This is a genomic window from Salinimicrobium sp. 3283s (genome assembly GCF_039602225.1).
GTDB classification, from domain to species: Bacteria; Bacteroidota; Bacteroidia; order Flavobacteriales; family Flavobacteriaceae; genus Salinimicrobium; species Salinimicrobium profundisediminis.
This window is the reverse complement of record NZ_CP143631.1, coordinates 269,257-292,054: the sequence shown is the minus strand read 5'-3', so window position 1 is coordinate 292,054 and position 22,798 is coordinate 269,257. Positions and strand designations below refer to the sequence as shown.

Here is a 22,798-nt window from a genome sequence, read left to right as displayed (position 1 = left end):
TTTTTTAATTTAATTCATAAAATTTTTAACATTTTTCTAAATTTATGATCAATAACTGATAGTGAAAGTTGTCTTTTGATATTATAGTTGAGGTAGCACAGGTGTCAAAAAGTGGATTTTCACATTACATTTTTAAGATCCGAAACCAAAAAACCCGCTTTTTTTTAGCGGGTTTAAATTCTGAAATCTTTATGTGAAAATTAAGATCCATCTTCGGGATACCAGTTGGCCAGCACCACTTCTACCTCGCTGTTTCCTTCGTTTACCAGTTGTTTGAATTTGTCAACATCGGCTTTTCCATCCTGTCCGCGAAAGTGGTACGGATAGACTTTTTCGGGTGCAAACTCGATCACTGCATCTGCAGCTGCATCAACCGGCATGGTGTAAGGCAGGTTCATTGGCACCAGCGCAATATCTATGTTTTCGAGGTTTCTCATTTCGGGGATGTCTTCGGTGTCTCCGGCTATGTAAAGTCTTTGTCCGTCTTTTTCAAGAACATACCCGTTGCCACGGCCTTTTGGGTGGAACTGTTTTGCTTCTTCCCGCAGGTTGTACATAGGGATAGCTTCAATGGCAATCCCACTTTGACTTAGATTTTCTCCGTTGTTCATCACGGTGATTTTTGTCGCTAAAGAATCAGGCAGCTCATCTTTCACTGCCTGCGGCGCAATGATGGGCGTGTCGCCAAGGTCTAACGCAACCAGGGTTTCAGCGCTCATGTGGTCGCCGTGAATATCTGTGATCAATACCATATCGGCATCGGTCATACCTGTAAAAGCTTCGGCGCCTCCCACGGGATCGAGGTAAATGGTTGTATCTCCCCAATTGATCACCGCGGTGGCGTGTGAAATGGGATTGATGTCTATTTCAGCAGTATCTGTAGCGGCAGCTGTTTCTCCTTCCAGCACGTCTTCTCCTGTAACATCAGGAACTTCGCGGTTTTCATTTTTGCAGGATAAGAGCGAACCGGCCACCATGGCGAATAATAAAATACGTTTCATAAAAAAATCAGTTTCCAATAAAACTAATGAAAACTGAAGCTTTTCACCCTAAGTTTAATAGTACTTTAAGAAAGAGGAAGTTCCATTTTGATATCACCACGCGCATAAGGATTATTCTCCCCAATGGGAATTTCCCTGAAACCGTATTTTTTGTAGATGTGAATGGCGTTCTCCAGCTTTCGGTTTGAGTAGATAATGAGTTTTTCCCAGCCTCTGCTTTTGGCAAAATCGAGGGTGTGCTGCATTAGCTTCTGGCCAATGTTTTTTCCCTGTGCCGCAGGGGCTACAGCCATTTTTGTGAGCTCAAAGATTCCCTCATCAATTTTCATCAAAGCCACCGTCCCAAGAATCCTGTCATTTTCGTGGACAAAGAAGATGTTGCCTCCCGGTTCAATAATGTATTTTTCTGGCTTTCCCAAAACCTCTTCATCATGAGGTTCTACCCAAAAATATTTTTCCAGCCATTCAATATTCAGTTGCCGAAAGTCTTCGGTATATTTTTGGTCAAATGATATGATCTCCATTTATTCTCCGATTTCCCGCTTTTGCCAGGGCCATTTCCCCTCCAGCTCCACCTGCAAAGAAAGGCTTAAAAAAGTTCGTATTAAAACAATTACACCCAGCACAAGTACATTATTCATTGTAGGGTCTGTGCTTACTGTAGCAATAATATCTCCTGCCACTAAAAACTCAAGTCCCAGTAAAATTGCCTTTCCCAGGTCATGTCTAAAAGTCCTGTAACTACTGCCGTCTTCATGCCTGTCAAAAAAATACCTGTAAAGAGCAAAAAGTGGCCCTATGATCATCACCAAAACCCCGGCAACTTCAATACCCAGCGCGGCCCATTCCACGTAATACTGTACAGTTTCATGCATATGTTTTCTCTTTTAGGAAATCGGTTACTAAATAACTTAGGGCTTTTCCGGTAGGAAAATTATTGGTTGCCACCGCTTCACAAATGTGAAGATAGCAACAATTTCGCTCTTTTGCAGCCTCTCTTATCATCTCCCGGGCTTCATCAAGCTCAAGGCCCGCGGGCGAAACAGCGCTGCTGGGAAAGTTAGCGATCGCATCACAATCCAGTTCAAGGCCAAATTTTTCCTGTTTTACAAAATCCAGCAGTTCCAAAAATACCGTTTTTCGCTTATGCTTCGGAAGCTCTTCAAGCAGGTAGTATTGATATGCTTCGGAAGCATTCATCTCATCAAATATATATTGAGGGGTGTAATTCTGATGGAGCCCGAAAACCGAATACCTCTCTAAAAAGCCATTTTTGAAGGCATAGCTGAAGCCGTTCCCGCTGTGACGATGTTCCAGCCTTCGCAGGTCGGTATGTGCATCTATATTCAGTACGTTTATTGGATGATTAAAAGCTTCTGAAGCTCCTTTTAAATTGCCAAACGCATTGTTATGTCCGCCGCCAATGATTACCGGAAATTTTCCTGCTAAAATGACATTTTTGACAACCTCACTAACTATAGCATCCAGTTGTTCCACAAGATCGCCCAGCTTCTGAACGTAATTTGGGTCTGAAACATCAATGTTTCCGGCCTTTTTCATTACTTCGGAAGTATTGATCTCTCCCAGTAGCAAAATATTTTCTCCCGAATTAAACTGGTTTTCCTGAACATTGAGAAAAGCTCCCAAAAATGCCTGCCATGCATTTGAAGTTCCGGGTTTTCCGAAGTTTGCCCGCACGCCAATATCTTCAGGGATCCCAAAAATGACAATTTTGGCTCCTGATTTTTGTACATCCTCAAAACTCGTGGCAACCTTAATTTTCTCTCCCAGTTTAGTTTCTCCCTGCCGGGTTGAGATCAGCTTTGAAACCTGTTTTTCAGAATAAAACTTCAACTGATTCATTTATACCTTTTTTCCGTTGATATAAACCGAATTAATGTGGTTGGCGCCAAAGGAGTAAGGCATAAACCCGTAAGAAGGGATCTCCTCGGTAAGGATTAGGTTTGCGGCTTTGCCTTTGGTGATGCTGCCGTGGGTGTTGAGAATATCCATTGCATAAGCCGCATTAATTGTGGCTGCATTAATGGCTTCTTCGGGGTTCATTTTCATTTTAATGCAGGCCAGGGAGATCACCAGGTTCATGTTTCCGTTGGGAGTACTTCCGGGGTTGTAATCGGTCGCCAGTGCTATGGGCAGTCCGGCGTCAAGGATTTGTCGGGCCGGAGAGTAGGGAATTCCGAGGAAAAGAGAGCAGGAGGGCAGTGCTACCGGCATGGTGCCGCTATCTTCCAGGGCATCAAGATCGTCGGGCTCCATCACTTCCAGGTGGTCTACAGAAAGTGCGTTGTGCGCTACTGCGGCTTTGATACCGCCAATGGCATTGAATTGATTGACATGGATCTTGGGCCTGAGACCATGTTTTCTCCCTGCTTCTAAAACCCGGTGCGTATCTTCTACTGAAAAATAGCCTTTTTCGCAGAAAATATCTACAAATTCGGCCAGCCCTTCTTCAGCTACTTTTGGGATCATTTCATTAATGAGCAGGTCGAGATAGCCGTCTTTGTCGTTTTTGTATTCCGGCGGAATTGCATGAGCGCCCAAAAAGGTCGCTTTTACGGGCAATTTATAGTTTTCTTTCAGCTTTTTGATCACCCGCAGCATTTTGAGTTCGGCAGCTGTGGTCAAACCGTAACCCGATTTGATCTCAATGGCCGTGGTACCCATCTTCATCACTTCTTCCAGCCGCCTGGCCGATTGCAGATAGAGCTCTTCTTCAGAAGTTTCCTGCAGCTTTATGGCCGAGTTCACTATTCCGCCACCTTTTTCGGCGATTTCTTCATAAGTGAGGCCGTTAATGCGATCTATGAATTCCTGTTCTCTGTTTCCGGCGTAAACCAGGTGTGTGTGGGAATCTATCCAGCCCGGCAGCAGAAACTTTCGGGAGGCATCTACTTCAGAAACTCCTTCAAAAGAGGGAAGATCCTGCATTTTTCCGAAGTCGGCAATTTTTCCGTCCTCCACCAGCAACCAGGCGTTGTCTATAATGGGAAGTTCTTTCATTTCGCTGCCTCTTAAAGGTTTAAGGGTTTCCTCTCTTACCTGTACGAGCTGTTTGATGTTCTTAAAGATGGTTTTCATATCGTAAAGATAAAAAAGTGCCGAGAAATTACAGGGGCTGTCAGGGAGGAGTCTCAAAAATGGCATTTTTGGAACCCCGTCTTTTTCATTAATTCTTTTTATCTTGGAAAAGAATTTTTTTCTGACAATTATGACTCATAAAAAACCCGGTCTCAATACCATTTGCACCCATGTGGGCGAGCTGAAAGATGAACAGTTTAAGGGCGCAGTGTCCCCTTTGTACATGTCAACTTCTTATGCTTACGAAGATGTGGAGGTGAAACGCTACCCACGCTACTTTAATACGCCAAATCAACAGGCGCTGGCACAAAAAATGGCCGCTCTCGAGCATGGCGAAGCTGCTCTTATTTTTGGCAGCGGAATGGCAGCGGTAAGTACTTCGCTTTTTGCCTTTTTGCAGAAGGGAGATCACGTGGTGCTGCAAAAAACGCTCTATGGAGGTACAAGTAATCTTGTGGTGGAGGAATTTGAAAAATTCGGCATCGAATATTCCTTTGCAAAAGATCTTTCTGCGGAAGCTTTTGAGCACGAGATCGTGGAAAATACAAAAGTTATCTATATTGAAACTCCGTCAAACCCATTGCTTACAGTAACTGATATTGAAGCTGTGGCAAAGCTCGCAAAAAAGCGGGGGCTGGTGAGTATGATCGATAATACGTTTGCTTCACCCGTAAATCAAAATCCCATTGATTTTGGGATTGATGTGGTGATACATTCGGCTACAAAATACATGGGCGGTCACAGCGATATTCTTGCCGGGGCCGTGATCTCTTCGGAAGAAAAAATCGACAGGATCTTTCAGCTGGCCAAGAATTTTGGCGGAAGCCTTAGCGATTATACCGTTTGGCTCCTGGAACGCAGCCTGAAGACCATGGGACTTAGAGTAAAAGCACAGAATGAAAATGCACAAAAACTGGCCGAATATCTCGAGAAAAATGAGTTGGTAAAGAAGGTGTATTATCCCGGACTGGCTTCTCATGAGGGACATGAACTGGCAAAGAAACAAATGCACGGGTTTGGCGGAATGATGTCTTTTGAACTGAAAGATCTCGATTCGCAGGCGTTTATGAAGTACCTGAAGCTTATCAAACCCTCTATGAGCCTTGCAGGGGTGGAATCGACCATTCTGTCACCTGCCAAGACCTCTCACGCCCTACTAACTCCCGAAGATCGTGCAGCGCAGGGAATAAGTGATAAGCTCATGAGGTTTTCGGTAGGTATTGAAGAAGCCGAAGATCTTATTGCCGATATAGAACAGGCACTGGAAGAGACGAAGAAGGATATGCTGGATGTTCGGCTGTAATGTTTAGTACGCAGTTATAAGTATTCAGTGCTCAGTGCTCAGTGTTCAGTGGTCAGTGCTCAGTGTTCAGTGGTCAGAAAGTTTGCTGAAAAATCTTAGCTGATTAACAAAGAGAAGAGTAAATAAAAAATATACGTTTATTCGTGGCAACTAGAGGAACCAGGAATGAGTATTAAAAAGTGATCAGTGTTAAGTGCTCAGAAAGTTTGTTAAAAAAAGCTTAAGAGGAGTAATAAATAAAAATATTCGTGAATTCGTGGCTACTAGAGGAACAGGAATGATGAATTAGTATTAAAAAGTGCTCAGAAAGTTTGCTGAAAAAAGCTCCGACTGATCCATATTGAGAAGAGTAAATAAAAAATATACGTTTATTCGTGGCTAAATTTTCACGAACCAGACAAGAAAGATTACAAAAATGAAATTAGATATACTTGCCATTGGGGCACACCCCGATGATGTTGAATTGAGTTGCTCGGCTACCCTTGCCAAAGAAATTTCACGGGGCAAAAAAGTGGGGGTACTGGATCTTACCCGCGGGGAGCTGGGAACTCGTGGTACCGCCGAGATCAGGGATCAGGAGGCTGCCGATGCGGCAAAGATCCTGGGGCTGTCAATGCGCGAAAATCTCGAATTCAGTGATGGTTTTTTTGTGAATAACGTCTCTCATCAGCTTGAGATCATTAAAGTGCTGCGGAAGTACAAGCCAGATTTGGTGTTGTGTAATGCGATAGAGGACCGGCATATAGATCATGGGAAAGGGGCAAAACTGGTAGCTGATGCCTGTTTTTTGAGTGGCTTGCGTAAGATTGAAACTATTTACAACGGGAATTCACAGGAGGCATGGCGCCCAAAGAATGTTTTTCACTACATACAATGGAAAAATCTTACCCCCGATGTTGTGGTAGATGTTACGGGCTTCATGGACAAGAAATTAGCCTCTGTTAAAGCCTACAGATCTCAGTTTTGGGACGAAAATAGCGAGGAGCCCGAAACTCCTATCTCAAGCAGTAATTTTTTTGACAGCATCACCTACAGGGCCAGGGATTTAGGTAGGCTCATCAACGTAGATTATGCCGAAGGATATAACGTGAGCCGACATGTAGCGGTAGATTCCCTGTTTGATCTCCTGTAAAAAATTCAATTTTTTTCTTTTGTAGAAGAGAGGAATTATATTACATTTGCATCCGATTAAAATGGTGGTTGTAGCTCAGCTGGTTAGAGCGCTGGATTGTGGTTCCAGAGGTCGCCGGTTCGAACCCGGTCTTCCACCCAAAAAGCTTCTTGTGAAAACAAGGAGCTTTTTTTGTTTTAGGGGATCCCGTCACGTAAATTATCCCCTCCTTTTGAGGGGTGGCCGCAGGTCGGGGTGGGGAATTGTGTCGCTCCGCTGGAGCTCATTTTGACCTTGAGATTTCTCTGCTATAAATATGCCGCTCCTCCGGAGCTCATATTGGTTCTGTGTGTTTTTCTATAGATATGCCGCTCCTTCGGAGCTTATTCTTTTTTTTATTCTCTGCTTTTTTACTCAGGGTATCCAAAAGTTACCATTGACCCACCCCCTCCTTCGGAGGGGTGGCCGCAGGTCGGGGTGGGGAATTGTGTCGCTCCGCTGGAGCTCATTTTGACCTTGAGATTTCTCTGCTATAAATATATCGCTCCTCCGGAGGTCATATTGGTTCTGTGTGTTTTTCTATAGATATGCCGCTCCTTCGGAGCTTGCTTCCTCTTTTTTTTTGATCACACAGGTTTTTAAATCCTCAAAAAATATGTCGCTCCTCTGGAGCTCATTTGGGTCTTTTTTTTCTCTGCTTTTTTACTCAGGGTATTAAAATCCAAAAGTTACCATTGACCCACCCCTTCTTCGGAGGGGTGGCTGCAAGTCGGGGGTGGGGAGGAGACAGAATAAAAAAATCCTCACAGGTTATAAAAACCTGTGAGGATTGGGTAATAAAGATATTTCCCGTAAACTACTCTCCTGCTTCAGTCAGGGTAGGTTTATCAACGTAAGGGCGGGTGTCGCGGTTTGCTATTTCCCAGGCGGTAAGGAATACCAGCTTAGCTCTCTTTTCAAGTAAATCGTATTCTATCTTATCTGGTGTGTCTGTGTGACGGTGATAATCTTCATGCACTCCATTAAAGTAAAATATGATTGGAATATCATGTTTTGCAAAATTGTAGTGGTCGCTTCTGTAATAGAACCTGTTTGGATCGTTTTCATCGTTGAAAGTATAATCCAGGTTGAGGTTCAGGTACTTTTCATTGACTGCCTCACTTAGCTCATGGAGTTCGGTACTTAATTTGTCACTTCCTATAAGATAGACATAATCTCCCGCACTTTCCATATCTTTTCCAATGCGGCCTATCATATCAATATTGAGGTTAGCTACGGTGTTAGCGAGGGGAAATACAGGATTTTCGGAATAAAATTTTGATCCCACAAGCCCTTTTTCTTCTCCGGTAACATTAAGGAAAAGAATAGAACGTGCAGGGCCAAAGCCATCTTCCTGTGCCTTTTTGAAAGCCTCGGCAATTTCAAGTACTGCAACTGTGCCCGAGCCGTCGTCATCGGCACCATTATAGATCCTTCCTTCGTCATCAATTCCCACATGGTCGTAGTGAGAAGATATTACAAGCACCTCTTCAGGTTTACTGCTTCCTTTGATATATGCCAAAACATTTTCGGTATCTTTTACATTTCCGCGTGTAAAATAGCTGCCGGGAACTTCCTGGAAATAATCATCACCACCTAAAGGCGAGGCAATGTTGAGACTTTGATATTCTTTTTTAAGATAATCTGCCGCCATTTTCTGGCCGGGCTCTCCTGTTTCTCGTCCTTCAAATTCGTCACTTGCAAAGGTGTACAGGTGATCTTTTAATTCTTTGGAAGTGATGGTGCTGGCATACTCCATTGGGTTGGCTTCCGAGATGTCTCGTGGTTGCTGCGCTTTACAGCCAATGAGGCTTACGGCAAGAGAAAACAATAAAACTTTTTTCATGTTAAATGTTAGGGATTAAAATAAAGACGGCAATATAAGAGATTTAAAAGAATTCTTACATTTTGAAGTTATTTCCGGCGCATTTTCTGAAGAATATTTCCTTATTCTGAATTTAAAATGAGGCAGAATTGTTGTATTTTTAGATAGCTCCTGATAAAAAGAACTCCGATGAAAAATGATATTTCCGTTTCCCAGATAATGACCAAAAACATTTTGCGTCTCTCGCTGTCTGACAGTCTTTCGACAGCCGAATCTCTTATGAAGAAGAACCACATAAGGCATCTTCCGGTAGTAGAAAATGAGCATATTGTAGGCATGATAAGCCTCAACGACCTGCTTAGGATCTCTTTTGCAGATGCGACCGATGGCGGTGGGGATGATGTTGAAACCACTGTGTATGAAATGTTCACGGTAGAGCAGGTGATGACACAGAAGGTAGAATATATCACTTCCAGCCACACAGTCACAGATGTAGCCAAATTATTTTTGGAGCACGAGTTTCACGCCTTACCTGTGGTAGATGATGATTGTCTAACCGGAATTGTTACGACTACAGATGTGATTAGGTTCTTCCTTGAAAATAAAAGCAAAGAATAAAGAAAATAAAAAAGTGAGAAGAGTATTGTAGGGGGTACACTTCTCACTTGTAGTGCCTTTACAGGCGAATATTAATATCAAAATAAGTCATTTCTTTCTATAGAAAAATATGTTTTTATACGGTTTAACCTGTATTTAACATAATGTGTAAGAACTTTCTCTAACGAAAGCGAAAAAATCTGCTTTTTTTTGAAAAGTATTCAATTCTATGCGAAACCGATTAGGTAAGACTAGTTTTATTCACTCATATTTCTACTGCACAGAGCAACAAAAGAATAGCCGGAATTCTAATTATACAGCTCCTGGTTTGGAGTACTTGCCATATAGAATTTTAATTCTCCCCCCTTCATTACATCATGGTGGTTGATAAAAGGACTTTCAAGTTTCTTTCCGTTAAGTTCAACCTTCTCTACGAATACATTTTCTTCACTTTGATTTTCGGCAATTACCCTGAAGGTCTTTCCGTTTTCGAGATTGATAGTAGCCTGGTTAATGGCCGGGCTGCCAAGGGCATATTCTTCGCTGCCGGGTGCTACAGGATAAAATCCTAAAGAACTGAAGATATACCACGCGCTCATTTGGCCAAAATCATCATTCCCACCCAAACCATCGGCCCCGGTTTGATATTGATCTTTTAAAACCATCCTTATTTTATCCTGGGATTTCCAGGGCGTGTCGGTCCAATTGTACAGGTAGGCCACATGGTGAGAGGGTTCGTTGCCGTGCACATAATTTCCTATAATTCCTTCTCTCGAAATATCTTCTGTATTGGCAAAATATTTATCCGGAAGATCCATGCTGAACAGGGAATCGAGGTGCTGAGAAAATCTTTCTTTGCCTCCCATCATTTCAATCATTTCAGCAGGGGCGTGGGGCACGTACAAGCTGTAGTTCCAGGCATTACCTTCAATAAAGCCCTGCCCATGAGTGTCTAATGCATCAAACTCTTTTTTAAAGCTGCCGTCACTCAGTTTAGGTCTCATAAAACCCGATTTTGGATCAAAGACGTTCTTGTAGTTTTCTGACCTCTTCATAAACTCTTCAAAAATGTCATTTTTACCCAACTTTTTTGCAGCCTGTGCAATGGCCCAGTCGTCATAGGCATACTCCAGGGTCTTTGATACCGATGCACCATTTTTATCCTCGGGCACATAACCCATGTCCATATAATACTGCAGGCCGTCGTAATAACTTGTTTTAGCTGTTTGCACCATGGCATCAAGCGCCCGTTCCTGGTCAAAGTCGGCATTGCCCTTTACTATGGCATCTGCAATGACCGAAACACTGTGGTAGCCTATCATGCACCAGTTCTCATTGGCGTAATGCGACCACACCGGCAGCATGGAATGTACGCTCTGGTCATAATGTGCCATCATGGCTTCTACCATATCGGCATTTCTTTCTGGCTGGAGCACGTTGAAAAGCGGGTGTAAAGCCCTGTAGGTGTCCCAAAGTGAAAAACTGGTGTAGTTGGTAAAGCCGTCGGCTTGGTGGATTCCCATATCAATTCCGCGGTATTTTCCATCGGTATCCATATATTCTGTGGGTCCTAAAAAAGCGTGGTACATAGCCGTATAGAAATTGACCATATCTTCAGGTTTTTCAGTCTCTACAATGACTTTGTTAAGCTCTTTGTTCCAGGTTTCCCGGGCTTCAGTTTTTACCTGTTCAAAATTCCAGTGCGGGATTTCCTCTTTCATATTCTGCAAGGCTCCTTCAGCACTAACCGGTGAGATCGCCAATTTGATATTCAGCTTTTCATTTTCTTTCATGTCGAAATCAAAATACATCCTGATTTTTTCCCCCGCTATCTCCGGAAAGTTTTCATCCTGGTCAAACTTCCTCCAAAATCCGTTGTAAGGCTGCTTATCATAACGTTCCCTTCCGTAGTTCTCAATCGGCTGACTGAAGGAGAGCGCGAAATACACTTTCCTGGTGCGGGCCCAGCCATTGGTTTGCCGGAAACCGGTCACCAAAGTGTCATTTTCAACCCTCACAAAGGTCCACACATTTTTATCGTCATAATTGTAAATGCCTGAAACAAGGTCTAAGATGATGTGCGATTTGCCAGCTTCCGGAAAGGTGTACTGGTGCATTCCCACCCTGCTGGTAGCTGTCATTTCGGCTTTGATGTTGTAATCTTCAAGCAAGACGCTGTAATAACCTGATTGGGCAGTTTCATTGTCGTGAGAAAATCTCGAGCGGTATCCGCTATCGGGATCAGATGCTGTTCCGGGATTCAGCTTTAGATCTCCGGTAGTGGGCATGATCAAAAAGTCCCCGAGATCTGAATGGCCGGTGCCGCTAAAATGAGTGTGGCTAAAGCCGACGATGGTCTCATCGTCGTATTGATAGCCGGCGCAATACTTATAAACATCAGGATTGTACTGTCCATTGACGGCATAGGGAATGGTATCGGTATCGGGGCTTAGCTGTACGCTCCCAAAGGGAACTGTAGCGCCGGGATAAGTGTGGCCCATTTTTGCCGTACCTATCATGGGGTCTACATACTGTGCCAGGTCTTTTAATTCGAGGTGCTGATTATTTTCAGTTTCCCTTGCGGCAGATTTTTTACAGGAGTGCAGAAATACGGCAGAAACTACCAGAACAACACCCATAAAAAGTTTGGGGCTAAAAATGTTTTTTCTCATTTGGATACTGTTTCTGGACCTGTTCATGGAAAGCGGGTAATGGAAACTTAATTTGCAGGTCCTTTTTTTGTTTAACGTTGGTTAGCTGAATAGCGTGAAGCTTCAATGGCTCCGTTGCTTTTCCTGCCGAAAAATACGGACAAAAAAGCCGGAGCCATGGTCAAAGTTACAAAAATGAGAATAGGGTGCTGATCTTTTTACTTAGATAAAAATTCGATGACATCATTAAGTCTTTCCTTCAGCTTAACAAGATCATCGATTTCGAGCTGACTATCTAACAGGCGTTTTTCTAATGCTTCAGGGATTTGAGCAGCCTGTTCCTGCAGGTCTCTTCCTTTTGAAGTTAGTTTCACCAGGACCTTGCGTTCATCTTTCTTAGAGCGTTCCCGGGTAATTAGTGCCTGTTGTTCCATGCGTTTAAGCAGGGGAGTGATGGTGTTTGTGTTGAGAAGTAACTTCCTGGCAATATCGTTTACGGTAAGGCCATTGGTCTCCCATAAAACCATGAGTACCAGATACTGTGGATAAGTGATCTCCAGCCGGTCTAGAAATGGCTGATATTCCCTCGTAATTAACCGCGATGCTGCATAAACAGGGAAACATAATTGATTTTCTAATTTGAGTTGTTCGTATTCCATAGTACAATGTATTGCAGGAATTATTCAGGGTGCTACAAATAAATGAAATAATCGCCTGCGATAAAAAACTTCTCTTCTGAAAACGAAGTATCACTAGAATTATTCCAAAGCTCTTAAAAATTGTTCTTCCAATGGAGAGATAGAAGGACCGAAATAGTGCGTTAAAAGGCCATTTTCATCCACTATATATTTACTGAAGTTCCAGTCGGGCGCATGTTGGTTCCAGCCGTTGAGGTCTTTACTTGTCAGCCACTTGAAAAGTTCCTGCTGTTCCTCATTTTTGACCACCACGCTTTTTTTGGCTACCGGAAAAGTTACCCCATAATTCATCTGACAAAATTCGGCTATTTCATTGTCGTCACTTTTTTCCTGTTCGGCAAAATCATTGGCAGGAAAGGCGATGACCTGAAGAGAATTGCCGTAACGCTCCTGTAAAGATTGAAGTTCGGAGTACTGGCCAGTGTATCCGCAGTTGGAAGCAGTGTTCACCAAAATCAATTTCTTTCCTTTAAATTCCTGCAGCTCCAGCGTTTTTCCGGTATTAAGGTCAACTTTCAGATTGTGCAAAGAAGTGAGCGGCTGGCTTTTTTGTTCATTGGTTAAGACAGTGCCATTTTCACCTTTTTTGCCAAGTTTCCTGATTAATGGGTACATGAAACGTAAAACTTTTTGCTTCAGGCTTTGACTTTTTACTGTTGTTGATCTATTTTTCATTTCTGAATAATTATTTGATTTGTTAATATGATTCTCAACTTCTTTTATTCCGAAGTAAATACTCTAAAGAGCTGATCAGGAATTATTATTGCTGTTTGATGAAATATTCCGCTCCACGAATGCCTTATAAGCACCCGTTGACCACAATGCCCACAGAATCAATACCGGTTGAAAGAAGAGCCTGATCAACCTTGCATGGTCTGTATCCAGGCCAAAAGCATCTGTCCCGTTGAGGTATTGGGCGATATTCCCCGGGAAGATGAGGACAAAGAAGATAGCGACCATCCATCCCATTAAGGCTTTCCATTTGGGCAGAAGCACAAGGGCAAGGCCTAATGAAATTTCCACAAGCCCAGAAAGTACAACCACAAGATCATCAGACAGGGGCACCCAGTTTGGTACCTGTGCTACAAATTCGAGCCTCGAAAATGTAAGGTGGCCAATTCCTGCATAGGCTAAGCTGAGGCCTAATAAAATTCTGAAAACCGCACGAAACCAGTGGGTTTTTACGCCATAGCTCCATTTTAAGTTTTGAATGATCCCGTTCATAAGAGAAATTTTTAAATCTTTATTTTTTGTATCGTGCACGATGTAAATATACAGCTATTTATTATATCGCAAGCGACATAAATAGTTACTTCAAAAAAATTACATTTATGTATGCAGAAAAGCGCTATTGTATCTGCAAAAAAATGCACAACAACATCACAGAGTTGTTTTCGCTAAACGAGTCGATTTATTACAGGCTACATTTTCGGATCTTTAGCGAGGATATTATTGAATTATTAAAACTGAAAAATTGAAAAGACTGGTATATTTTGTTCTGATCTTTACCTTGATTCAATGTAAAACTTCGGAAGTTGAGAAATTTGATGCCACCGGAACTTATAAACTCGGAAACTATAATCCTGAGTCGGCTGAAGAAATAAGGGAGTACTTGGGAGAAATCCAGGTAAAACAGATAGATTCTAACAAGATCGCAATGACCTTTATGATCAACAAAGGTGCTCCAGGTTATAACTCGGGCTCTTTTATAGATACTTTGATTGTCGAAAATAAGGTGGCCATTTACCGAACCCCGCAATTTGATGAATCCTGCAAGATCACGTTTGCATTTGATAGGGAAGGGGTAAGAGTGAATGAAGAAACTGAAGATTTTAATTCCGGTTGCGGCTTCGGGCATGCCGTGGTGGCAAAAGGCTACTTCAGGAAGATTTCATCTGATACTCCTGTTTTAAGGAATCCCATGACGGGAGAAGAGCTTTGAGATATGTCACAACCGTATTTACGAAAGCTTATAACCTGCCATATTACCTCTCAAAAATGCCATTTTTGAGAGGTAATATTTTGTTGGAGCTTAAAGAAAATCTGAAACTGAATTTCAAAATTTAATCCCTCGTTTCTTCATTTCTTCGGAAAGTTTACCGGGTATCTTGCGGCACCTGCAATTCTTCGAATGTTCCAGATGCCAGTCGATTCGTTGATCCAAGGTCGGATTTTGGGGCATCCTGTGCGTTTCATGCCATTCTTTATTGATTAGTGTTTTCATGGCTTATAATTTTTAACGTCTGTTTTGGAACTCAATCTTCCAGATTCCCCGCACCTCATTTTCTGAATACCCAACTGCCTTATCCTGCGGATATAGTTTGAGTATTTTCTCTTTTACCTGCGGCTCAATATTTTCAGGTTTCCCGTGACATTGTAGGCACATGGTATTGGTAACTATGGGATAATAGAAGCGGGTTTTGCCATTTTGTGGCATTAGCACCGGCTGCGGATCTTTACCTGCACTTATCTGGTGCGAAAAAAGATCTATGAGTGCGGTTTCTTCAGCATTTGCCGCGTTGGTGGGGTTTCGAGGTTTATCTGAAATCCGCTGTACTGAAGCGTTGTATTTCTTTGCCATAGAAGCTGTCAGCGGAATTGCCTCCACATTACAAAAATCTAAAGCATGTACTGTACCTTCCTTTTGAATGGTTCCCATCAGGTTTTGGCCCAGTAGCTTTTTGGTTTCCAGCGCGATCTCCATGCCTTTGTCAGCTCCATTTTGTCGCTGCATCCCCATTCCTTTTCCCTGACCAATTCCTTTACCCATTTTACCGGAACCCTGTCCCTGTCTCATGCCTTTGCCCATTTGTCTTCCCTGCTGGCGGTATTTTCCATTTCCGGGACCTTCTTTCCAATGTTTGGCAAACCATTCCGGTTCTTCGACCTGGTACTCGTATAGGTATTCCGCAATCTTTTCTAAGGCACCATCAGGAAATTGCTGGTAAGGCATTAATCCAAACTTTCTGATTGCACCGGGCATCATTGATTTTCCGGCAGCAGGTTCCTCAACAAAACTCACAACCTGCTGCACAAAAGCTTCTCGTTTGGGTTTGTTCATAAGGTAATGAGCTTTTACAGCTGCCATGGGCGGGGCTATCCTGCCTTCATTCATTGGAGCACTGGGGCTGTGACAGGCGTAGCAATAAGTTTCCATCAGCTTTTTACCAGAATGATCCTGCTGTTGGGATGAAATTTTCATTTCGGCTTTTTCAGGGGCAGTGTATCCTGCTTTTTTATCCTGGCACCCAAAGAGCAGGAAAAATGCGAGAAAAGGAAGAAGAAACGTTTTCATAAACAGTGGTTTAACAGATAAATATAAACAGCCGGCAATATCCAAAACATGCGATTTATCATATTCTGGAATTTTCAGCTGTAGTCTAAATAAATTCTATAAAGAATGGGATTTTGATCGTTGACCTGAACCCGAAACCCGCAACTCATATCTTTGAACCGGACTTCTGATTTTGTGCTTTTTCATCTTTTATTCCGAATTTCTTCAGGATGTCTTCCATCAAACACCAGCGGGTAATGGAGGATTGCAGCAGATTCACTCCCACAAAAGCTGTGAACCACAACCAGTTGATATTCACATAAACGGCCAGTAAAAGGCTTATGAGGATAAATGTTCCGGCTATACCGCGTATTACTCTGTTTAGCATAATTTCCAGGTATTTGTTGTTTATGATCTGTTGATCATTGTTTATTGATCATTGATAATTGTTAAAGCGATTGTTCTACAGGTAACACTACCGCACGCACGGGATTATTGGTTTCCAGTTTTTGATTGTACTCTTTCAGGTACTTAAAAAGATCTGAGATCTTTTCTTCATCTGTGAAGGAGAAGAGCATAACGGATTCATTGCCACCTTTTTCCCCCGGAAACCAGCTCTGCGTCGCGACCAGGGAATTTCCATTTTTGTAGCCGTCTATTTCCGAAGAACTAAAGGCTTCAATATTTGCTTTTTTGAACAGCTTTAGTACGTCTTTTTGGAAGGCGACTACGCTGGTGACTATTAGTAATTTCATTTACTTGGATTTAAGTTTAATTCTTCGGGGAGCATCAAGTTTTATTTACTCCCTCTGGTCGATTATAATTCACTTCTTTTCATGTCTGTTCATTTTTTTGCTGTGCATTCCTCTCTCTTCGTTCGTCGGATGCAATAAAAACGAACCAAAAAAAGGACACTTTTTTGATAGGTGTTTCCAATTTTGCTCCCGCAAATTGGAACCGTGCTCCCCCGGCTAAATTTTCTCTAAGGCTTCAAAAATTTTTAACGCCGGTGAATCACTACACTTACAAAAAAGAAGCTACAGAACATGATTGTACTTCAAATTGGTGCCGAGGTGACAGGTTTGGAATTTGGTGCTTGGAATTTGGAGCTTCACCTACAACTCACGACCCGTTACTCGCAACCCGCAACTCGTAACCCACAACTGACAACTCACAACTGATAACTTACAACTAAAGAACTTCCTCAGTTTCTTGTTTCTCCTCAACTTCAGGCTTCTTCTCCCTATCCTCATACTTCTTTCTTTCGATCATGTAATACACCAACGGCACTACCAATAGCGTAAGGAAAGTGGAAACTATGGTTCCTCCCATTAGGGAGATAGCGAGTCCCTGGAAAATAGGGTCAAAGAGGATCACGAAGGCCCCGATCACTACTGTTCCGGCAGTTAACAGGATAGGTGTTGTTCTCACAGCTCCGGCTTCGATCACGGCCTGTTTCAACGAAATTCCGTCTTCAAGCCTCAGGTTCACAAAGTCAATCAGCAGCACCGAATTCCGTACCATGATCCCGGCCAGCGCGATCATCCCGATAAAGGAAGTAGCAGTAAAGAAGGCGCCCATGATCCAGTGACCCAGCACGATCCCGATCAGCGATAGCGGAATGGCTACCATCATCACGATAGGTGCCTTAAAGTTCTGGAACCAGCCTACAATGAGGATGTAAATGATCACGATCACTCCCAAAAACGCAATTCCGAGGTCACGAAAAACTTCCAGAGTGATCTGCCATTCCCCATCCCATTTTACAGTGTAATCATCTTCATATTCCGGCTGACCCAGATACAGGTCACTGATCTCATATCCTGCAGGCATTTCGATCTCCTTCAGTTTATCTTCCATTCCAAGGATAGCATATACCGGACTTTCCAGTTCTCCGGCCATATCGGCCAGCACATATACTACGCGTTTCTGATTCTTGCGATAAATGCTCTTGTCTCTTATAACTTCCGTCGGAGTTACCAGGTCGGCAATGGGGATCATCTGTCCCTGTTGAGAAGCGATCTGAATATTCATGATATCCTCAACCGAAGATTTTTCCTCTTCATCCAGAGTCAGCACGATTCCCACCCTTTGGGTAGCTTCTTCATCATAAAGCTGTGTAATGGCTCTTTCTCCCATCGCACTGTTCAGGGTGTAAACGATCTGCTGGGGAGCAATGCCGTTAAGCATGGCTTTTTCTTTATCTATTTCAAATTCGTACTCTTTTTGATCGGCTTCCACCATCCAGTCTATGTCCACCACATCTTCAGTGTTGTGAAGTATAGTCTGAATACTGTCTGCCAGGGCGATCTGTGTCTCATAATCGGGTCCGTAAACTTCCGCTACTATGGTAGACAACACCGGAGGTCCCGGCGGAACTTCTACCAGCTTGATATTGGCGCCGTATTTATCTCCTATCGCCTGAATATCGGGACGCAGTAGTTTCGCGATGTCATGACTCTGCAGGTCACGCTCTCCTTTTGGCAGCAGGTTCACCTGAATATCGGCAGTGTTGCTTGCCCCACGCAGGTCATAGTGACGTACGAGTCCGTTGAAGGTGATAGGGGCAGAGGTCCCAATATAAGTCTGGTAATTCACTACCTGTTCGCTTCCGCTTAGGTATTGACCTACCTCTTTTGTCACTACGGCTGTTCTCTCCAGCGTAGTTCCTTCAGGCATATCTATGACGACCTGGAATTCATTCTTATTGTCGAAAGGCAGCATTTTCACGGCCACATCTTTGGTGAAGAATAAAGCCACAGAACCCAAAAGGAAGAAAGCTGTAATTCCGAGGAATGTCCAGCGGATCTTTGGATTATCGATAAGCGGTTCTTCAAAGCGCTTATAGATACGGTAGATCATGGAATCTTCAATCTTCTCTTCAGGCTTTTCAGGAGCTCCTTTTTTGGTCTTTTCCCTAAGAAAAATAAATCCGAGGTATGGCGTGATCGTAAGTGCCACGAACAGGGACAGGATCATGGCAATAGAAGCCCCAATCGGCATCGGGCTCATGTAAGGACCCATTAATCCGCTTACGAAAGCCATCGGCAGTACCGATGCAATTACCGTAAAAGTTGCAAGGATAGTAGGGTTTCCTACCTCGTTGATGGCATAAAGCGCAGCCTGTTTAAACGGCAGGCGCTTCATCTTGAAGTGCCGGTGCATGTTCTCGGCAATAATGATCGAGTCATCCACCACAATACCGGTAACGAATACCAGTGCGAATAAGGTGATCCTGTTCAGCGTGTAGTCCAGCATGTAATAGCTGAGCAGGGTAAGGGCAAAGGTGATAGGTACCGAAAGGAATACTACCAGTCCGCCACGCCAGCCCATAGCCAGCATCACAACAAGGGTTACGGCTATGATAGCGCCAATAAGGTGCAGTAATAATTCTCCAACTTTGTGCGATGCAGTTTCCCCGTAGTTTCGGGTCACTTCCACATGCACATCTTCCGGAATTAGGTTCGTTTGCAGGTGTTCCACTTTTTCCAGGATCACATCGGCGATCTTCATCGCGTCGGCTCCCTTGCGTTTGGCTACAGATAAGGTTACCGCAGGATATTCCCCGGGATATTCCGAAGCATCTATTGCCTGCCCAAATCCAAAATTCACGTAAGATTTAGAGATCTCTGGCCCGTCCTGTACGGTGGCAATTTGCTTCAGGTACACCGGTTGCCCGTTATTCACTCCCACGATGAGGTTCTCCACATCCTGAGGGGATTCCAAAAAGCTTCCGGAGCTAACCAGAACTTCACTATCGTTGCGGTCAAAACTTCCGGAGGAAAGCTGCTGATTCGATGCTTTGATCTTTTCAGAAACGCCTAATAGATCAACTCCGCTGGCAGCCATCCTGTCCTTGTCGAGCACCACGCGCAGTTGCCTGTCACGGCCCCCAATGGTGTTCACAATAGAAACATCTTCCACCTTTTCGATCTCGTGGCGCAGCTCGTTGGCCATTTGCCGCAGCTGGTAATCATCATAATTTTCGCTCCACAGGGTAAGCCCCAGCACCGGAACATCGTCAATAGCCCGGGTCTTCACCAGCGGCTGAGTAACATTTGGCGGGAACTGGTCCATATTCTTCATGAGCTCGTTGTAGAGCTTCACATACGAACGTTCAATATCCTCGCCCACGTAGAACTGCACGATCAACATCCCCTGTTCTTCCATGGAAGTAGAGTAGACGTACTCCACACCCGGAATGTTGGAAACCATCTTTTCCAGGGGTTTTATGATGCGCTGTTCCACCTCGGTAGGGCTGGCACCCGGGTAGCCTACAAAAATGTCGGCCATGGGCACGTCGATCTGCGGCTCTTCCTCGCGCGGAATTAAAAACGACGCGTACACACCCACGGTCATGAACACGATCATGAGCAACACCGTCAATTTCGAATTTATAAAGCCTTTGGCAATCTTGCCTGCTAATCCTTCTTTCATATTTTTAATAGTTGTTTGGGCGTGACCCTACGGGTCGGGCTTTCGGCGCTACACGCCTGCCCGACTGGTCAGGCGGGGTAGCTGCCTCTATCCCTCACGCGGGTTTTACTCCTTTACACTAACTTTTGCTCCATTGAACAATTTTCCGTCTGCCGAAACTATATAGGCCTCATCAGGGTTGAGTCCGCTAAGAACTTCTACGCGGTCTCCGTAAGTCCGTCCGAGTCTCAGCCATCTTAGCATCGCGGTATTCTGCTGACTCACGGTATAAACTCCTTTCAGGTCACCTCGGGTAACGATAGCCTCTGTTGGGATCATCACCGCTTCAGCAGTGCTTTCCTGCTTCTCTACCGGAAACCTCACCGTGGCATACATGCCCGATTTCAGATCGGCTTCTGTGTCTTCAAGAGCCACTTTCACCAAATATTGTCCGCCGGTATTGCTGGCCGATGTACTTACTTCGGCAACAGTTCCGGGAACAGTCTGCTCAACAGATTTCACGATGACGTCCACTTTAGTTCCGGTTTCGATCCTTGAAATATTTGACTCCGGAACCCTCGCAGTCACCTCAAAATTCCCCGGCGCCTCAATGGCTAAAAGCGGCTGACCAGGATTGGCCATAGTGCCTTCTTCGGCAAATTTGTTGGTGATGACTCCGCTAAAAGGAGCACGTATGTTCACGTAAGCGAACTGTGAATTCACCTCATTTCCCATTTGTTTGGCGGCTTCCAGTCTGGCCTGCGCCATTTCAAAACGTGCGGTCTGGTCATCCATTTCTTTTTGGGAAGCCGACTGCTCTTCGTAAAGTGCCTTAAAACGCTCGTAATCTTTTTGGGCGTTGTTGAACGCGGCTTCAGCTTCGGTGATACCGGCGTTTACCTGGGCACGTTTGGCCTGCAGGTCGCTGTTATTGATGGAAACCAGCAACTGGCCTTTGTTCACCTTGTCTCCCACGTTTACGTGGATGTCATCGACAAAGCCCATCATGCGGGTGCTGAGGGTGGCGCTGTTCACCGCTTCGATCTTTCCGCTGGCAGTGAGAAAACGGTCTCCGGTCCCCGATGGTGTTTCCACCTGCACAGGTACAACGGGACCTTCATTCACCGCCTGCTTTTTATCATCGCTTCCGCAGCTCGTCGCGAATAATCCCAGGGAAGCAATTATTGTTGTGTAAATCAATTTTTTCATATCTCTAATTGTTCAATGTTCAAAGTTTAATGTTCAAGGTTTTTATAGGTTCAAGGTTTAAAGTTTAAGGTCTAAGGTTGATTCAAATTTCTACTTCTACCTTCGTACTTCTCCCTTCGTATTTCGTTCAACCCCCCCGCCCCCTAAAGGGGTAGAAGGGTATTATTTATTGATTTTTTATTTCAGTTCCAGGACTTTCCGCCTCCCTTTAGGGTTGGGGTAAAGCGGAAAGGCCGCTCTCAATACTCAATACTACTCGTCAAAAATTCTATATACGCTACCGCATAATTATATTCATATACCGTCTGGTAATACTCAAGTTGTTTTTCTGAATACTGTGTTTCGGCTCCTAAGAGATCTGTGGTTTTTTCAAGTCCCTGCTCGTACCGGTTGTTGCGGATTCGCAGGGCTTCTTCAGATTGTTCCAGCGCGAGTCGGGTGAGTTGCAGTTTGTTCTCGGCATCCTGTAATGCGCGGGTGGCGCGGTTTAGTTCCAGCTGACTCTGTTGTACGTGTTGTTCCAGTTCCAGTTCTGCCTGTTTGAATTCGGCTTTGGACTGCTGGGCTTTTCCGATACGCTTGCTGCCGTCAAAAATGTCCCAGGTCAAAGCGACTCCGGCCATGTAGCCGTTTGCGTCTCCCTGGAAGATCTCATCATCATAAAGTTCGTAGCTTCCAAAGGCGTTAAGGCGTGGCAAAAATGACATTTTTGAAGCCGTATACATTTTTTTCCTTGCTTCGGTGGCCAGTTCCATGGCTTTAATATCGGCACGGTCAGCGGGCAGGGCTGGTGAGGTAACGGGATTCATTTGTACGTTGAGGGAATCTTTTGGTACCAGCACCACATCAAGGGAATCGCCCATAAGGAACATGAGATAATCACTCGCGTTCTTCACGTTGCTCCTCGCATATTGCAGCTGATTGTTCACTTCGGTCACGCGGACCTCCACGGCCAACACATCAGAGCGCTGCAGGTATCCCTGCTTAAAGTTGTTCTCTGCCAGTCTCAGGTTCGCCTGCGCGGTTTCCAGTGCCTGCTCCAGTACGATCACTGCTTTGTGAGCGAGCTGCAACTGCATATAGGCTTTTTCGGTTTTAAGTTTCATTGCGTCCCCGGTGCGCACGCTCTGCAGCTCTGTGGCCTCCATTTTATTCTTCGCGGCGCCACGTTGCCAGAAGCCATCGAGGTTGACAAGAGGTTGCTGAACTGCGAGTTTTGTAGCGAAATTGTCAATACGATCGGGATCGTTGAGCCGCGCCGGATTAAAATCATTTTGGGTGACGCTTTCCTGGTTCAGTTTGGAACCAAAGGCCATGAGGGGGTTATTGGTGGTCATCCCGGTGTGGGAGACGCTTATGTTTGGTAAAAAGACCGAGTTGGTCTGCCGGTATTGTGCCCGGGCTGCCAGGAACTCCTGTTGGGAGATCCTCAATTGGCTGTTATTCTCCTGCACCCGTTGCAGGATCTCCCTTTTCCCAATTGCAACAGTCTCCTGCGCCTGCAGAAGAAAGCTGAAAAAAAATATGGGAATAAGGGCAAGGGTTCTTGTTCTTTTCATCTCTTAAAATTTGTGA

The 22,798-nt window shown here is 44.2% G+C and carries 20 protein-coding genes and 1 tRNA gene; 5 read left to right on the top strand and 16 right to left on the bottom strand.

Features of this window, described 5'->3' with window-relative positions; genetic code table 11:
* Positions 1 to 200: 200 nt before the first annotated feature.
* The 5 genes from VS868_RS01275 to hutI all read right to left on the bottom strand — a co-directional run bounded on the left by VS868_RS01275 (position 201) and on the right by hutI (position 4,100).
* Entirely contained in the window at positions 201 to 1,001 is an 801-nt protein-coding gene (locus VS868_RS01275; protein ID WP_345598938.1) for an MBL fold metallo-hydrolase, read from the bottom strand.
* A gap of 65 nt (positions 1,002 to 1,066) precedes the next feature.
* Complete coding sequence (locus VS868_RS01270; RefSeq protein ID WP_345598937.1) at positions 1,067 to 1,525, bottom strand: GNAT family N-acetyltransferase; 459 nt, start codon at positions 1,523 to 1,525, stop codon at positions 1,067 to 1,069.
* Positions 1,526 to 1,876 carry a DUF1622 domain-containing protein gene (locus VS868_RS01265; RefSeq protein ID WP_266070949.1) on the bottom strand — a complete coding sequence of 117 codons (351 nt, stop codon included), beginning with the start codon at positions 1,874 to 1,876 and terminating at the stop codon, positions 1,526 to 1,528.
* Entirely contained in the window at positions 1,869 to 2,864 is a 996-nt protein-coding gene (locus VS868_RS01260) for a formimidoylglutamase (protein WP_345598935.1), read from the bottom strand. Before VS868_RS01260 ends, VS868_RS01265 begins: the two co-directional genes overlap by 8 nt.
* Entirely contained in the window at positions 2,865 to 4,100 is a 1,236-nt protein-coding gene (hutI, locus tag VS868_RS01255; protein ID WP_345599807.1) for an imidazolonepropionase, read from the bottom strand.
* Between the two features lie 130 nt (positions 4,101 to 4,230).
* Between hutI and VS868_RS01250 the strand changes: the two genes are divergently transcribed.
* From VS868_RS01250 to VS868_RS01240, 3 genes are all read left to right on the top strand, one after another.
* A complete protein-coding gene (locus VS868_RS01250) occupies positions 4,231 to 5,403 on the top strand; it encodes a PLP-dependent aspartate aminotransferase family protein (protein ID WP_345598934.1) in 1,173 nt (390 codons plus the stop codon).
* A gap of 415 nt (positions 5,404 to 5,818) precedes the next feature.
* On the top strand, positions 5,819 to 6,535 hold the full coding sequence (bshB1, locus tag VS868_RS01245; RefSeq protein ID WP_345598933.1) for a bacillithiol biosynthesis deacetylase BshB1: 717 nt from the start codon (positions 5,819 to 5,821) through the stop codon (positions 6,533 to 6,535).
* Positions 6,536 to 6,598: 63 nt separating this feature from the next.
* Positions 6,599 to 6,674 (top strand) — tRNA-His (locus VS868_RS01240).
* A gap of 696 nt (positions 6,675 to 7,370) precedes the next feature.
* Here the strand turns inward: VS868_RS01240 and VS868_RS01235 are convergent.
* Positions 7,371 to 8,399, bottom strand: a complete 1,029-nt coding sequence (locus VS868_RS01235) for a M28 family metallopeptidase (protein ID WP_266069068.1) — start codon at positions 8,397 to 8,399, stop codon at positions 7,371 to 7,373.
* Between the two features lie 168 nt (positions 8,400 to 8,567).
* Between VS868_RS01235 and VS868_RS01230 the strand changes: the two genes are divergently transcribed.
* Entirely contained in the window at positions 8,568 to 8,996 is a 429-nt protein-coding gene (locus tag VS868_RS01230) for a CBS domain-containing protein (RefSeq protein ID WP_266069067.1), read from the top strand.
* A 287-nt stretch (positions 8,997 to 9,283) separates the two neighbouring features.
* On the opposite strand, the gene VS868_RS01225 is transcribed toward VS868_RS01230, so the two are convergent.
* From VS868_RS01225 to VS868_RS01210, 4 genes are all read right to left on the bottom strand, one after another.
* Positions 9,284 to 11,647, bottom strand: a complete 2,364-nt coding sequence (locus tag VS868_RS01225; RefSeq protein ID WP_345598932.1) for a GH92 family glycosyl hydrolase — start codon at positions 11,645 to 11,647, stop codon at positions 9,284 to 9,286.
* A 197-nt stretch (positions 11,648 to 11,844) separates the two neighbouring features.
* Entirely contained in the window at positions 11,845 to 12,285 is a 441-nt protein-coding gene (locus VS868_RS01220) for a MarR family transcriptional regulator (protein WP_266069065.1), read from the bottom strand.
* Between the two features lie 99 nt (positions 12,286 to 12,384).
* Positions 12,385 to 12,999 carry a glutathione peroxidase gene (locus tag VS868_RS01215; RefSeq protein WP_266069064.1) on the bottom strand — a complete coding sequence of 205 codons (615 nt, stop codon included), beginning with the start codon at positions 12,997 to 12,999 and terminating at the stop codon, positions 12,385 to 12,387.
* A 75-nt stretch (positions 13,000 to 13,074) separates the two neighbouring features.
* Positions 13,075 to 13,548: a hypothetical protein gene (locus VS868_RS01210; RefSeq protein ID WP_266069063.1), complete on the bottom strand. Its 474-nt coding sequence runs from the start codon at positions 13,546 to 13,548 to the stop codon at positions 13,075 to 13,077.
* A gap of 250 nt (positions 13,549 to 13,798) precedes the next feature.
* On the opposite strand from VS868_RS01210, the gene VS868_RS01205 reads away from it, so the two are divergent.
* Positions 13,799 to 14,266, top strand: coding sequence for a hypothetical protein (locus tag VS868_RS01205; RefSeq protein ID WP_345598931.1), 468 nt, complete (start codon positions 13,799 to 13,801; stop codon positions 14,264 to 14,266).
* A 294-nt stretch (positions 14,267 to 14,560) separates the two neighbouring features.
* On the opposite strand, the gene VS868_RS01200 is transcribed toward VS868_RS01205, so the two are convergent.
* The 6 genes from VS868_RS01200 to VS868_RS01175 form a co-directional block, all read right to left on the bottom strand.
* Positions 14,561 to 15,619: a DUF3365 domain-containing protein gene (locus VS868_RS01200; protein ID WP_345598930.1), complete on the bottom strand. Its 1,059-nt coding sequence runs from the start codon at positions 15,617 to 15,619 to the stop codon at positions 14,561 to 14,563.
* A 145-nt stretch (positions 15,620 to 15,764) separates the two neighbouring features.
* On the bottom strand, positions 15,765 to 15,986 hold the full coding sequence (locus VS868_RS01195; RefSeq protein ID WP_345598929.1) for a DUF2892 domain-containing protein: 222 nt from the start codon (positions 15,984 to 15,986) through the stop codon (positions 15,765 to 15,767).
* 61 nt (positions 15,987 to 16,047) lie between these two features.
* Positions 16,048 to 16,353 (bottom strand): hypothetical protein, encoded by a 306-nt coding sequence (locus tag VS868_RS01190; protein ID WP_266069057.1) that lies wholly within the window; start codon positions 16,351 to 16,353, stop codon positions 16,048 to 16,050.
* 436 nt (positions 16,354 to 16,789) lie between these two features.
* On the bottom strand, positions 16,790 to 20,035 hold the full coding sequence (locus VS868_RS01185) for an efflux RND transporter permease subunit (RefSeq protein WP_345598928.1): 3,246 nt from the start codon (positions 20,033 to 20,035) through the stop codon (positions 16,790 to 16,792).
* A 105-nt stretch (positions 20,036 to 20,140) separates the two neighbouring features.
* Positions 20,141 to 21,223 carry an efflux RND transporter periplasmic adaptor subunit gene (locus tag VS868_RS01180; RefSeq protein WP_345598927.1) on the bottom strand — a complete coding sequence of 361 codons (1,083 nt, stop codon included), beginning with the start codon at positions 21,221 to 21,223 and terminating at the stop codon, positions 20,141 to 20,143.
* Between the two features lie 239 nt (positions 21,224 to 21,462).
* A complete protein-coding gene (locus tag VS868_RS01175; protein ID WP_345598926.1) occupies positions 21,463 to 22,782 on the bottom strand; it encodes a TolC family protein in 1,320 nt (439 codons plus the stop codon).
* Positions 22,783 to 22,798: the final 16 nt, after the last annotated feature.